Below are 12858 nucleotides of genomic sequence, written 5' to 3' on the forward strand. Positions count from 1 at the left end.
TAAAGGTGGGGATCATTATGGATAAACTGGATAAAGAAATTCTTTTGGTATTACAGGAGAAAGGAAGAATATCCATGACGGAACTGGGGAAAGAGGTAGCTCTCTCTCAGCCGGCAGTTACCGAGAGAGTACGAAGAATGGAGGAAAAGGGAATTATTGATCACTATCGTGCTATTGTAAGGCCAGAAAAAATAAACAAACCTATAACAACCTTTCTGTTATTCCATACTAAGAGCTGTGAAAACTTTGTGGACTTCTGTAATAATTCAAATGAAGTAGTAGAATTACATAGAATAAGCGGTGAATATAACTTTTTGGTAAAAGTAGTTACTGAAACACTTCAGTCGCTAGAGGTTGCAATTAACGAGATGGGTACCTACGGAGATTCAACCACATTAATAGTACTATCTTCACCAATAGAAAATAAGAAATTGATTCCAATAATAAACAACTAAATCACAATAAATACTGAGTGAACAGATATAGTGGCGGATAAAAATTACTATTTTCTAACGAGTCAAGGTTGAATAGATTGTGAAAAATGCACTTAAACAAAACGGTGCATTACCTTAAGATCCAGTTGCCACTTAGTGTTTCTATTCAAAAAGTGATTAGCTTAGCAGGAGTTACAGACTTAGTAAAGATGTGGAATATACATGAACAAAGGAAAATAAAGAGTCACATAGCTGCACTATTAGAGGGTCCCCTGAAGAAGTCCCTAAGCGTTATAAATTATCTTCTCCAGCTGAATTATTGCCAATGAATGTTGAACAAGTATTAATACATGGTGAAATGGATCGACATGTTCCAGTAGAATTAAGTAAGGATTATTACAAAAGTGCTGTTGAAAAGGGGGAAAATGTAAAGATAGTTATTCTCCCAGATATAGACCACTTTAAAATTATTGAACCAACTTCTTCAGCATGGACTTCGGTTATTAACTCGATATAGTTGCTTTATTGAACTAAAGAAGCAGGTTAGTGAAAGAAAGCAAAACAGGTAAAGAGATCACTGTAACTATAAAAGGGAAATGGGGAGAATCAAATGTCGCAAGATGGAATTGTTCTAGTAGCAAGTGTGTCAATTTTTAATGACGATAAAGTCTTGATTATAAAAGAGAATAAACCTACTGCTATTGATAAGTGGAACTTTCCAGGTGGTCATATCGAAAACGGTGAGGACATTATTTATTCAGCTCAGAGGGAAGTTAAAGAGGAAACAGGGTTTGAAGTAAAACTGATTGGAACTACTGGAGTATATAATTTTGTTAGTAGTACAAACGATCAAGTTATTTTATTTCATTTTGTTGGTGAGGTTACAGGGGGCTCCCTAAATCTCGAAGAAAATGTAATTTCTGAAAGCAAGTGGATAAAAGTAAATGAACTTGTAACATTTCAAAACAAAGACCTGCGAGAACCCAGTGTAATAAAGCAAATAATTAATAACTTATTACAAGAGAAAATACACCCAATTAGCGTGTATAATGAGCAAATAATTTGAATCGCCCTTGGTCAACTAAAGGGTGCAAGAGTTGAAGATCAATTTGGATCGGCAGCTCTTTTTTCTTATTCGACTAACCGGGCAGGTTTGCTCAATAGAAATGTAGAATGAACTAATAAATGGAAAAAAGAATTGATAATTCCTTGAGTGGGGTCATAATTTGGTTCAAGAGAATTGGTAAGGGGTTCATACTGATGAATAAAAATCGTAAAATAGAAGCAATATTTTTAGACCGTGATGGAACAATTGGTGGTGATGACACTGTACACTATCCAGGAACATTTGAATTGTTTTCCTATTCTCAAGAACTAATTAGGAAATTGAAGAGAGAAGGGATAAAAGTATTCTCATTTACAAATCAACCAGGAATATCAGAAGGAAAAGCAATCTTACCAGAATTCATTGAAGAACTAACTAAATTTGGTTTTGATGATATTTTTATTTGTCCTCATAGTCAAAGTGAGGGTTGTAATTGTAGAAAACCTAACACAGGTATGCTGATTGAGGGTGCAGAAAAATATAAATTAAACTTAGAAAAATGTGTTGTTATAGGTGACAGATGGAGTGATATGCTAGCTGCTTCTAATGCTAATTGTTTTAAAATACTTGTAAAAACAGGTGCAGGTCATTCAGCATTGAACGAATACTATGACAAAATTAAAGATCTAGACATTGATTACATCGCAGAGAATTTTAAAGATGCAATAGATTGGCTATATTGCCAATTTGATTTTTAACCACTTTTTCTCGAACAAATGGATCTTTAAATTGAATCTCTCAGCTGTCATTTCGGGCAGCTTTTTCTATTGTGCTAAAGGGGCAGGTTAGTGGAATAAAAGGTGAATTAATCCATTATTATTATGTTAACTGCATAAATCATTTGTACAGAGATAATAAAGTTGTTTAATTTGCAATTATTTTGCGGTAATGAAATTAAATATCAAAAATAAAGGACATATCTTTTTGACAGTCGAATATTAGCCTAGAACCATAAATAACTATTCCGATGGGGAGGATTCTTGTGCGTCCACGACCATTATTTATTGAAAATCCAGAGCATGATAGGTATGTTAGTCTTGTGCCAGATGGAGATATTGAAGAAATACTTAGTAAGCAACGAACAAAGACCATTACCCTCTTAAGCAGCGTATCAGAGGAGTCAGCAAGGAAGGCGTACGCACCAGGGAAATGGACTTTAAAAGAAGTGATTGGGCATATGACCGACTCGGAACGTGTGATGTCGTATCGATTGCTTGCCATTGCACGAAATGAAAGTGCACCACTCCCAGCAATGGATCAGGATCAATACGTTTCTGCGGCAAACTTCAACAAATTATCCTGGGAGCAGTTACTAGCTGGTTTAGACACGATACGCTCCAACACTTTAAGCCTTATTTCAACCATTGATGATGCAGCGTGGGTTCGTAATGGAACTGTAATGAACAGCCCAGTTTCGGTAGGTACCATTGCATATGGCATTGCCGGGCACGAGTTACACCATATGAAAGTGATTCGTGATAAATACTTATAAGTCTTTTTCTATTAATAAAAAAACCTAATTTCTCATTTAATGCTGAAAAATTAGGTTTTTTAATATTGAAAATTCCTTAACGTTGTTTTCCTGACGCTACCCTTTATAGCGAACTTATTATACTTTCAATTAGAACTAAAGAGATAATTTATGATGGATTTAGAATACAAAAGAAAAAATCATTGCCTTAGATGAGTCAGAAGTTAAATAGCATTAAAATGATGACCGCCGCTTATTTGGAAATGGCAAAAGACGGAGAAGGTGGTGATTCAACTTAAGGATGCTTATATTCGAGATTAGCTGCCGAATTGGGCAGCTTTTTTTATTCAACAAAACGGACAGTTTAGCACAAGAAGGATAATGTTATATCCAGTAAAAGTAGGAATAGATACCTCAATATTACGGAGAGCGAATTATGGGAATTTTAGCACTCGAGAAGAATATAGAATAATATTTATATTTAGAAAACGTCTAATGATATGGTTATAACAAATTAAATGAGCATCTCTAGGGGAAAATTGCGTTAGGAGGTACGCTGCGAAACCATTATAAAGGCATTGAAAGAATCCATACGAGGCCTTTTTTTAGGTAAAGGGTTAGTAAAAGTAAACGCTCCGAACTTTGCCGTGAACTTTGAAAGCTCATATAAATTCGGAAGTTTACTTCAAAGGTAAGTACTGCACGAGAGTTATAACAAATTAAATAGGCCACTCGTAACCTATGTTATAATATTAAAATTCTCCTCCTGGCCGCTTTTTAAATTAAAAAATGGTCGGGACCATTCCTCCATCCATACGGATTGGTGAGCCTTTAAATGCAGATGCATAGGGACTGCATAAGAATGCAACTAGTCTTCCTATTTCAAACGGTCTGATAAATCGCTGTATTTCAGATTGTGGCAGATTATTGACCATGAATTGTTTTTCTTTTTCTGAAAAGGTTATGTTTTCATTTCTGTAAATACCCTCAATTATATCCTGGACATTTTCAGAAAGTGTTGGTCCCGGCATAATCGTATTGACGGTAACTTCTGTTCCTTTTGTTAGTATAGACAAGCTTTTTGCCAATGATAGCAGCATTGATTTTGTCATACAATACTGAGGCATTTGTCCGGAGGGCATTACTGCTTCTTCACTTGCAATAAAGATGATGCGGCCATCATTATTGTCCAGCATTTTTGGCAGATAATGTTTACATAATCCATTTGCGGCTAATACGTTAGTTTCGAAGTATTTTTGCCATAGTTCATCCGTAACATCCTCGTATTGCATGATTTCGTAAATACCCATATTGTTAACTAAAATGTCTACATTCGGGAATTTTTTAAATAATTCCTCTCTTTGTTGAACATCCACAATATCGGCTGCAGCATTTTGAGGAGAAGTTAGCGGGAATTCTGATTTGATTTCCTGTACAGTTCGTTCTACCTCCTCATAATTGCGTCCATTTATGAGAATATTAACTCCTTCTTTAGCCAATTCTTTCGCTATTGCTTTACCTATGCCTTTTGTTGAGCCTGTAACTAAAGCGGTTTTTTTCAATAATTCCATTTCCAAGATACATTCTCCTTTAAGCTGGTTATCAACTTAGTTCGTTTATAAGTGCATATTCAGCGCGCCAATTTAAAGGGGTCATACCTTCCCAGCTACGGAAGGCTCGATAAAACGAGCTCTGATCTTTATATCCAACAAGAAATGCCACTTCTTTAATATCTAGATTAGGATTAGCCAAGTACTGTCTTGACTGTTCATGACGGGCTTCCTTAAGCAGCTCCTTAAAACTGGTCTCTTCATTAGTAAGCTGGCGCTGTAAGGTTCGTTCGCTCATGCCGAGCTCACTTGCTACATCTTGTATGTCGAGTCGTTCTCCTGTTAAATTGCGTTTCAATATCCACTTAACTATCTCCGTTATGGAGTGACTGTGTCGCTGTTCCTCTAATGTTTGCTCCAATACTGGTGTTAAGATCTCCAGTAAGTCAGCGTTGTAGGAAGTAAAAGGGCGATTAAGGTCATCACTTTGCAATGTAAGACTATTACGTTCTGCTCCAATGTGGATAGGGCAGCCAAAGTATTCTTCAAGCGCCTGTACTTGACCAGATGAATGTGTAAATTCCACTAATTCCGCTTTTATAGAATAACCGGTGCCTCGTCGTCCAAGTTCCAATAAAAACGCGAGAGTGGTCCCAACAAGTAGGGGTGGTCCCGCATGCTCCGTATCAAACCATTCCAGTTCAATTACACAATTTGTGTCTTCCTCCATAATGCGTAATTTTTCAGGTGGACACATTTCTTTGTACCGAGCCATTCTTTCAAGAGCATCCCGATAATCGCGGGCATGGTAAGCTGCCAGTACAGACGGGGGATACTGCGTTGTTTCAAATACTGTCGGAAGTTGCAGCATTCCAACTTCCATGTCACCGATGATATCGGAATATGCTTGCCATAATGCGTAATATTGGTCAACAGTGACAACTTGTTCAGTTATTACAGTAAGAGGCAATTTTGATTTCCGAACCAAATCATGAGCATTAATTCCAAGTTTTTTTAGCCCCCTCCAAAGTCCATCCGGTATTCTAATACGAGAATTTATAGTCATTCCTATTACACCTCTCTATCTATCAGCACATTACAGCCAGCTCTGTTAACGGGATAGTTATTTCATTTTACTTATATATTGTCTTTCTGTAATTAGCAAGGAACGACAATCCATTTGCAAAAGACGCCAAGAATGAGGAATTCTATTGTAATTATAACAACTTTAATAATTGCTTAAAGCTACTCACTGAAGATATAGATGTCATTTCACTTAATAGTTCAGTAACCAGTAAATTAGAGGAATACTTAATTTGATTTTGTTATGTTACGGTAGATATTACTGTTTATTCGATGAATTAGAAGTTTTCGAGTGACACGATATATTTTTTATTGAATTTCCTTCTGATTAGAACATAATATACTGTTAGAAAGTAAAGTTAGCGAGGTTTCTTCATTATCTAGTTACTTATTTGGCAAAGTGGCAATCAATTAGTATTCCTTTAATAACTGAAAATATTTTTGAGTTTGTGAATTAATGTACTTAAACAAACGGTTGCCTTACTTTTAAGATTCAGCTGCCAATTGGCGGCTTTTTTAAATTGAACAAACGGGGCAGGTTTTTTGAATAAGAGTTTTTAATAATGTTAAATTTTAACTAAGGATAGTTGGCAAAACGAGAGGAATGAACCAATGGATAAGGAGATGTTTATACATATAAGTAAATGTAAACTATATGCTAAATTGGTGGGAGAAAATAAAGGAAAGCCAACAGTCATAATGGATGCTGGATATGGAGACTTTTCTAAGGCCTGGAATTCAGTATTAAGGGAGATTTCAATGCTCTCTAGTGTACTAATTTATGATAGAGCTGGACTTGGGAAAAGTGAATCAAGTTCTAATCCCAGAACCAGCCGTGAAATGGTAAAAGAATTAAAGGAACTGCTTAGTGAAGCCAAGATTAAACCTCCCTACATATTAGCAGGTCATTCATTTGGTGGAGTAAATATGCGGATGTTTGCTACAGAATATCCAAATGAAGTTTGTGGACTAGTCTTGATTGACTCTACTCCCGAAGATTACAGAGAACGATTTCTCCCTACTATGTCACAAGATTTTCAACAAGCATATAACAAGCAATTCGTTTACGAAGGAAATTATGATGAATTTATGGAAAGCCTAAAGCAGTTGAAAGACACTAGACAAAAATTAAATGTACCATTAATTGTTCTTTCAGCGGGTAAGAAAGCTCATTATTCTGTGGAATCGCAAAATTTATGGAATGAAATGCAGAAAGAAATTCTTGAAATATCCTCTGATGGAGAATTGGTAATTGCTGAAAACAGTGCTCACTATATACAAAATGATGAACCGGAAGTGGTAGTCTGTGCGATAAAAAAGTTAATTGAGAATAATTAGTTCAGCTGCTGATCAGGCGGCTTTTTTCTTAATTAACAAAAGGGGAGGTTAGTACAATAAGGTAAAAGAGTAACGCTCTTGATAAAACTTAGTTAATTGGAGTAATAAATAGAGTGAGGAGTTTTGATAAGTGCTCAAAAATAGAAAAATAATCGTAACAGGTGCGGCCTCTGGGATAGGAAAAGAAGTTGTCAAGCAATGCCTACATGAGGGTGCTTCAGTTATTGCATGCGATATTAATGAACATTCCTTATATGAAATGAAACGGTCAATGGATGATCGCTCTGATCTACATACATATCAATTAGATGTAAGTAACTATGAAGAGGTCGCTAAATTTTTTGTATATGTTGAAGCAGAACATTCTGATGTAGATGGTTTAGTTAATAACGCGGGGATTTATTTGGCGAAAAATATATTGGATTATCAAGTAGATGAAATTGATAAAGTCTTAGATATAAACGTTAAGGGATTTATTTATTTCTCACAAATGTTCGGCAAAAAGTTGTTCCAAAGCCATCGTAAGGGAGTCATCATAAATATGTCTTCAGTGTCAGGCATGGAGGGCAGCTCAGATGCAATTTATGGGTTATCAAAAGCTGCCATACTAGGTTTAACTAAAAGCTGTGCCATGAATTTCTCACCATACATCCGGGTTAATGCTGTTGCTCCTACGATGGTTAATACGCCAATGATGGGTATGATACCTAATTGGAGAAAAGAGGAGTATTTAGGTCATCAACTCATCGACACGCCTGTCCTGCCTGAAGATGTGGCTGATACTGTTATCTTCTTATTATCAGATAATGCCAAACATTATACAGGCGCAACGTTCGATATTAATAATGGAGGTTATCTACGGTAGTTCTGGTTCTTGTTATACTAACGGGGCAGGTCTGGTTAATTAGAATTAAGATAAGTATTTAGATGTAAGAGAAGGGTCTTTTATGGAGAATAACACGTTTAAAATAGAACAAATAATGAATGCTTTGTCTAAATCTTGGTCTTTAGAATCAAGTTCAAAATGGAGTAAGTATAATCCTGCAAAGGGGCAATGTGGTGTAACCACATTAGTAGTAAATGATCTATTAGGTGGAGAAATAAAGAAAACTAAATTACCTGATGGATGGCATTTTTATAATATTATTAATGGAAGACGACAGGACTTTACAGCTTCTCAATTTATAGAAGACATCTTATATATGGATATTCCTTCAAATAGAGAAGAAGCATATAAAGATACTAATGATAAACAGTATAATTATCTAAAACAGAATGTTTTAATCAATTTAGATACTTTATTCATCTAATGGTGAGTTTTATTTCAAGAACAGCTGCCAAGTAAGGTGGCTTTTTCTTATTCAAGTAAAGGGGCAGGTTAATTCAATAAGCGGAAGGAAAAAGGTATATAGAAAGGGAACTATTTGATTTACCGGATTAAATAAAGGAGAGAAGGCTATGGGTAAATCATTTATTGAACAAGTACATTATATTAGAATTCCCGTAAAAGATTTAGAACTGTCTGCACAATGGTATAGAGATATATTAGGGCTCCAGTTACTAAACAATACTGAGGAACTTGCAATTTTAAAAGTAAATGAAGGACCTTTCTTACTTATCTTAGTTCCTACCGAAGATGAAACATTTGCACATTTTACAATTGATAATGAACAAGAATTTAGCATTGGCTTTACAAGTCCAGAATTATCTAAATTTCATCAACACTTAATTGATAATCAAGTTAAGGTCGAGGATATAAAAGAAGATAATGGTCATGCCTTTTTCCACTTTTATGACCCAAATGGTAATAAACTTCAAGTACATTGGTAAGATTACAATAAATTACCTTATTTCATTAACGGGTCCTTTAACGGAATATGAACGGGAACGTCCAAATCAGACGTTCCCATATTTTTTGCCTGAAAAACAACAATACTATTTAACAAAGCCTTTCTTTTTAAACAAACGGGGCATTTAGTTGAAAAAGGATTACTTCAACTAATATAGAATTTTTAACCTCAGAATTATACTTTGGGGAAAATAAATGACAATTCGAATGGACGTATAAATTTGTAATGCATGGGGAAATTTTCTCACCTGCATTATTAGAAAAGAAAACAGGTTGGATACTATCTTGAAAAGATTTTGAGTGTGCAATTTTTTGTCCACCGAAAAGTTTGTCTAGTAGTGATGACGGAGAAGCAGGCTTGAAGTGGATTGTGAAAAAAGTTGGTGCGGGTATAAGTACCATAATACAATGTGGTGCAGAAGACAATTATTTAGACATTGCCGTATATTTCGAAGGACAATGCAACGTGGCTTTTGAACCAATTTCAGAACTGAAGGTCCCCTTTATAATAAGTTGTTATGAAAATAATGAAGATGAAGTATTAAAATAAAGGGGCTGTTTAGTAAAAGAGGAATCTAAGGATAGGAGTTGAAATACTCATATAATTGAAATCAAGGGAGTGAATAAATGGGTTAGCTATGAAAAACTAGTGATACTTTTGGTAATTCTATTTGCAATTATTATCCTTGGTGACCTCGTTAATAAAATCGGTGCAAATGAAAAAATGACAGTAGAAGGATATATCTTAAATAAAGAAGGAGTATGGTATTTGATTACAGATGAGGATTTTGATGTTAAAACTGCTAAGGAACAATCAAATCAAGAATTCATCCGAAGCTATGGAGGAATTTATAAATTAGATAGTGTTCCATTTTCTTTTTCCCCGTATATAGACGGTCAAAAAATGAAGGTTTGGTTCGGTGAAGTTTTGGAATCACATCCTGCCAAAATAAAGGTTCTTAAAGTCGAGAAGAAATAATAGGGAAAGTGGTTAAAGAATGATTTCTTGTTCAACTAAAGGGACAAGTTTGTTGAAGAAGCTAATCCAAAGGTAAGTTCAAATGCTTAGGAACTTATGATAAGTGATAAGCGTCTTGTTAGAAAGGAGGTAATGAATTGAAAAAGGGTGGAATGATTTTAGGTTTATTTATAGCCGTTATTGCAGTGTTCGTATTTGTAAATAAATTGCATTACCCTTCTCTTCCGATAGCTGATACGTCTGCAAAAGAAGCGATTGATATACTGAAAGAATCGGAAAGTAAAATAGCAGAAATTGCAGTAGAAGGCGATTCTATTTGGTATATCACAAGTAGTGAGAACCAAGGTGTTTCGATTGCTGATGAAAATATAAAACAAATGATTAGTTCAAATGGATGGGAATTTAAAGAAAGAGATGGTGCTGGTCTGTTCTTTGAAAAAGACGGAAGGATATTAATTGCCACCACTCAAATGTGGACTGGAAATTATGTTCTCGTTAAAATCCCAGGTAATTTCAAAAAATCTTGAGAGGCTTTTTATTAACCTATCGGGTGCGTTGATCTAGGGGAGGATTAACGCCTTTTTTGTTGAATTCCTTTTTGAATTAAAGGGGCAGGTTTGTTGAAGTAGAAATGTTAAAATAGTGATAAAAAGGGTGATAGTAAAATGCCTAAATTTCCAGAAGAGAACGACTTTCTTTCTTTATTTGAATGTGAACCAACATTATTAGATACTACTTCAAAAGACTTACCATTCTATTATAATGAAACCACATACCGATTCTCTAATGGAGAGGAGGACTTTATTGTTAAGCTTTCCCCTTCCTATGGTGAAGTTAAAATACAAGTAACTCAACGTATTTCAAATAGATTGATATCAATTTTAGACCTAAAACGGGTCAAAAAATTTGAAATTACAGCAGATAAAAAAGAATGTGCCAGTATACTATTAACAGTCATTAATGAGGACTCTCAACAAAGTATTGAAATTGATTTTAAACCGTATTTCAAACAGATCTTCAAAGAAAAATTAACTCAATAAGCATAACTTCTAGCTAAATATACCAGTGCTTAGATCAAGACCAGCTGCCGAACCAGGCGGCTTTTTTGTTTAGCTTAAGGGTTGTTTGCAGAATCTGAAATGACAAATAAAAGGATTGTAGAAGTCTTTGGAGAATAACTTCAAGAATCTCAATTTTAAAAGGAGAAAAGTTGAGTTGTATTCTTTTAAAAGTTTAATCAAGCAACTTATCGGTTTTTTTCTATTGCTCATATTAGCTGCAATTCCTTTGGTTTTCCATAATACAGGGGATCCCTTACAGTCTCAACAACAAATTATATTTCACCCCCAACAGATTGTAATTCTAATAAAAGACTTTATAGCAGGAATTTTTTCATTGGACGCTTTTTATTATAAAACTGGTAGCAATACAAGGTTTTTTCCAGCTGATATTGTTGCCTATTTTAAATCGTCTTATTTTTATTTAACCTCGTCTGGATTGATTGTGATTACTTTATCTTTTCTGTTTGGAATATGGTTTTGGAAGACGAGTGTCAAGTACCTGAACGGCACATTGAGTTTTCTGGGGATGATCCCTGACTTTATCTTTATTTTACTAATGCAATTACTAGTAAACTTTATTTATAAAACTACAGGGATCAAGACTGTGAAGGTAGCTTCGCTCAGCATGGACGACCCGGCATTATTTCTTCCGATTGTTACTCTTGTTCTTATCCCCCTTATTTACTTAATAAGGGCACTGAATGAACATACACATGAAGTGATATCGGAGGATTATATACTAACCGCAATAGGAAAAGGGTTAAGCAAGCCGAGAATATATTTATTTCATGTAACAACCAATGTCCTTCCCTATTTAAAGGCGGATTTGAAAAAAATTACAGGAATCATGATCAGTAATCTTTTTGTGGTTGAATATCTGTACAATACCAGGGGAGTTACAACTATGCTGTTTCAAATTCAAGTGAAGTTTGGATATCAGTACAATTTAGTTGTTCTTTGCTTAATAAGCATAATGCTGCTTTATACTTCCGTTTTCTATACATATAAACTGTTCATATCTATCATAGAGAGGATTCTGAGGCATGCTTAAGAGTATGAATATAAAGTTAGTCCTTGGTGTCCTTTTATTTGGTGGTTTTATTCTGATTTCATTAATAGGCCCACTGATTGCTCCATATGAAGTTGACTACAATAAGAAGATTGGATATACCCAGACTGCAGAAGGCCAGCAATTGGTTTCCTCTCCATTCCCGCCATCACAGGAATTTAAATTCGGAACAGATAAATGGGGATACGATATTTTGACACTAATGCTTCACGGTGCAAAGTATACAGTGCTCGGAACCTTATTAATAGCGATTGCGAGAGTTTTACTTGGAGGTATTGCAGGGATATTAATGGGTCTTCATAAAAAGAAAAGAACACTAAGAAAAGCGACAATTTCAGTTTGGTCAGGCATACCAACCTTTGTTATTATCTATTTCATTATGGTTGGGATTAATATTAATCCCAGCATTCCTATATGGGGACTGATTCTGATTCAAAGCGTATTAATGATTTTCCTGGGTGTAAGCAGCGTTTATAATGTGATCTTTTCGAAAACAGCTGAAATAAAAAAAGAATTATATGTCGTTGCTTCAAAATCCCTTGGAGCATCAAACAACCATATAATGGTGAAGCATATTTGGCCCGCTTTAAAAGGGAACATTATGATTATCTTAATAAACGAAGCCATACTGGTTTTACATTTAATTGGACAATTAGGCATATTCAATTTGTTCTTTGGAGGCACTCACCAGCAATTCTTCCCCACAATTTACCTGTCTGTAACTCACGAGTGGTCAGGGCTAATTGGTCAGGCGAGAGGCTTTATGTATCATTCTCATTGGATTATCTTATTCCCTCTTCTGGCCTACATTCTGTTCTTGTTCTCCCTATACCTTACTTCGTCAGGACTAAGTGATTTACAGGTTAAAAAGGTTAGGAAAGCAAGCTTGCTGTAAATTTCATGGTATGGGCCATCAATA

General features: G+C 35.1%; 17 protein-coding genes. 15 read left to right on the forward strand and 2 right to left on the reverse strand.

Annotated features, from left to right (window positions below):
* Window positions 1-17 precede the first annotated feature (17 nt).
* The 5 genes from AC0VZ9_RS03850 (at window position 18) to AC0VZ9_RS03870 (ending at window position 3031) form a co-directional block, all read left to right on the forward strand.
* Window positions 18-455 carry an Lrp/AsnC family transcriptional regulator gene (locus AC0VZ9_RS03850; protein ID WP_009335285.1) on the forward strand — a complete coding sequence of 146 codons (438 nt, stop codon included), beginning with the start codon at window positions 18-20 and terminating at the stop codon, window positions 453-455.
* Window positions 456-759: 304 nt separating this feature from the next.
* Complete coding sequence (locus AC0VZ9_RS03855) at window positions 760-951, forward strand: alpha/beta hydrolase family protein (RefSeq protein ID WP_050807837.1); 192 nt, start codon at window positions 760-762, stop codon at window positions 949-951.
* A gap of 93 nt (window positions 952-1044) precedes the next feature.
* On the forward strand, window positions 1045-1500 hold the full coding sequence (locus AC0VZ9_RS03860) for an NUDIX hydrolase (RefSeq protein ID WP_009335284.1): 456 nt from the start codon (window positions 1045-1047) through the stop codon (window positions 1498-1500).
* A 194-nt stretch (window positions 1501-1694) separates the two neighbouring features.
* Complete coding sequence (locus AC0VZ9_RS03865; RefSeq protein ID WP_192908163.1) at window positions 1695-2237, forward strand: HAD-IIIA family hydrolase; 543 nt, start codon at window positions 1695-1697, stop codon at window positions 2235-2237.
* Window positions 2238-2521: 284 nt separating this feature from the next.
* Complete coding sequence (locus AC0VZ9_RS03870) at window positions 2522-3031, forward strand: DinB family protein (RefSeq protein ID WP_192908164.1); 510 nt, start codon at window positions 2522-2524, stop codon at window positions 3029-3031.
* Between the two features lie 761 nt (window positions 3032-3792).
* On the opposite strand, the gene AC0VZ9_RS03875 is transcribed toward AC0VZ9_RS03870, so the two are convergent.
* Both AC0VZ9_RS03875 and AC0VZ9_RS03880 read right to left on the reverse strand, forming a co-directional pair.
* On the reverse strand, window positions 3793-4581 hold the full coding sequence (locus AC0VZ9_RS03875; RefSeq protein WP_374940685.1) for an SDR family NAD(P)-dependent oxidoreductase: 789 nt from the start codon (window positions 4579-4581) through the stop codon (window positions 3793-3795).
* Between the two features lie 31 nt (window positions 4582-4612).
* Window positions 4613-5626 (reverse strand): helix-turn-helix transcriptional regulator, encoded by a 1014-nt coding sequence (locus AC0VZ9_RS03880; RefSeq protein ID WP_192908165.1) that lies wholly within the window; start codon window positions 5624-5626, stop codon window positions 4613-4615.
* A gap of 629 nt (window positions 5627-6255) precedes the next feature.
* Between AC0VZ9_RS03880 and AC0VZ9_RS03885 the strand changes: the two genes are divergently transcribed.
* The 10 genes from AC0VZ9_RS03885 (at window position 6256) to AC0VZ9_RS03930 (ending at window position 12834) form a co-directional block, all read left to right on the forward strand.
* Complete coding sequence (locus AC0VZ9_RS03885; RefSeq protein WP_009335280.1) at window positions 6256-6981, forward strand: alpha/beta fold hydrolase; 726 nt, start codon at window positions 6256-6258, stop codon at window positions 6979-6981.
* Window positions 6982-7111: 130 nt separating this feature from the next.
* Window positions 7112-7846: an SDR family NAD(P)-dependent oxidoreductase gene (locus AC0VZ9_RS03890; RefSeq protein ID WP_475397035.1), complete on the forward strand. Its 735-nt coding sequence runs from the start codon at window positions 7112-7114 to the stop codon at window positions 7844-7846.
* An 82-nt stretch (window positions 7847-7928) separates the two neighbouring features.
* Window positions 7929-8291 carry a YunG family protein gene (locus AC0VZ9_RS03895; RefSeq protein WP_192908167.1) on the forward strand — a complete coding sequence of 121 codons (363 nt, stop codon included), beginning with the start codon at window positions 7929-7931 and terminating at the stop codon, window positions 8289-8291.
* Between the two features lie 148 nt (window positions 8292-8439).
* A complete protein-coding gene (locus AC0VZ9_RS03900) occupies window positions 8440-8811 on the forward strand; it encodes a VOC family protein (protein ID WP_475397036.1) in 372 nt (123 codons plus the stop codon).
* A 377-nt stretch (window positions 8812-9188) separates the two neighbouring features.
* Entirely contained in the window at window positions 9189-9380 is a 192-nt protein-coding gene (locus tag AC0VZ9_RS03905; protein WP_034297392.1) for a hypothetical protein, read from the forward strand.
* A 69-nt stretch (window positions 9381-9449) separates the two neighbouring features.
* Window positions 9450-9809 carry a DUF3221 domain-containing protein gene (locus AC0VZ9_RS03910; protein ID WP_475397037.1) on the forward strand — a complete coding sequence of 120 codons (360 nt, stop codon included), beginning with the start codon at window positions 9450-9452 and terminating at the stop codon, window positions 9807-9809.
* A 137-nt stretch (window positions 9810-9946) separates the two neighbouring features.
* Window positions 9947-10336 (forward strand): hypothetical protein, encoded by a 390-nt coding sequence (locus tag AC0VZ9_RS03915; protein WP_251157295.1) that lies wholly within the window; start codon window positions 9947-9949, stop codon window positions 10334-10336.
* 138 nt (window positions 10337-10474) lie between these two features.
* Entirely contained in the window at window positions 10475-10849 is a 375-nt protein-coding gene (locus AC0VZ9_RS03920) for a hypothetical protein (protein ID WP_192908171.1), read from the forward strand.
* Between the two features lie 355 nt (window positions 10850-11204).
* Window positions 11205-11921, forward strand: a complete 717-nt coding sequence (locus tag AC0VZ9_RS03925; protein WP_226280679.1) for an ABC transporter permease subunit — start codon at window positions 11205-11207, stop codon at window positions 11919-11921.
* 4 nt (window positions 11922-11925) lie between these two features.
* A complete protein-coding gene (locus tag AC0VZ9_RS03930; protein WP_251285002.1) occupies window positions 11926-12834 on the forward strand; it encodes an ABC transporter permease subunit in 909 nt (302 codons plus the stop codon).
* Window positions 12835-12858: the final 24 nt, after the last annotated feature.

The sequence above is a fragment of the Cytobacillus sp. QJM3NY_8 genome (assembly GCF_056173585.1).

Excerpts from the sequence above, each read along its gene's own strand:
- AC0VZ9_RS03895 (WP_192908167.1), top strand. The coding sequence starts at position 7,929 with ATGGAGAATAACACGTTTAAAATAGAACAAATAATGAATGCTTTGTCT.
- AC0VZ9_RS03885 (WP_009335280.1), top strand. The coding sequence starts at position 6,256 with ATGGATAAGGAGATGTTTATACATATAAGTAAATGTAAACTATATGCT.
- AC0VZ9_RS03850 (WP_009335285.1), top strand. The coding sequence starts at position 18 with ATGGATAAACTGGATAAAGAAATTCTTTTGGTATTACAGGAGAAAGGA.
- AC0VZ9_RS03865 (WP_192908163.1), top strand. The coding sequence starts at position 1,695 with ATGAATAAAAATCGTAAAATAGAAGCAATATTTTTAGACCGTGATGGA.
- AC0VZ9_RS03920 (WP_192908171.1), top strand. The coding sequence starts at position 10,475 with ATGCCTAAATTTCCAGAAGAGAACGACTTTCTTTCTTTATTTGAATGT.
- AC0VZ9_RS03900 (WP_475397036.1), top strand. The coding sequence starts at position 8,440 with ATGGGTAAATCATTTATTGAACAAGTACATTATATTAGAATTCCCGTA.
- AC0VZ9_RS03855 (WP_050807837.1), top strand. The coding sequence starts at position 760 with ATGAATGTTGAACAAGTATTAATACATGGTGAAATGGATCGACATGTT.
- AC0VZ9_RS03880 (WP_192908165.1), bottom strand. The coding sequence starts at position 5,626 with ATGACTATAAATTCTCGTATTAGAATACCGGATGGACTTTGGAGGGGG.
- AC0VZ9_RS03930 (WP_251285002.1), top strand. The coding sequence starts at position 11,926 with ATGAATATAAAGTTAGTCCTTGGTGTCCTTTTATTTGGTGGTTTTATT.
- AC0VZ9_RS03875 (WP_374940685.1), bottom strand. The coding sequence starts at position 4,581 with ATGGAATTATTGAAAAAAACCGCTTTAGTTACAGGCTCAACAAAAGGC.
- AC0VZ9_RS03860 (WP_009335284.1), top strand. The coding sequence starts at position 1,045 with ATGTCGCAAGATGGAATTGTTCTAGTAGCAAGTGTGTCAATTTTTAAT.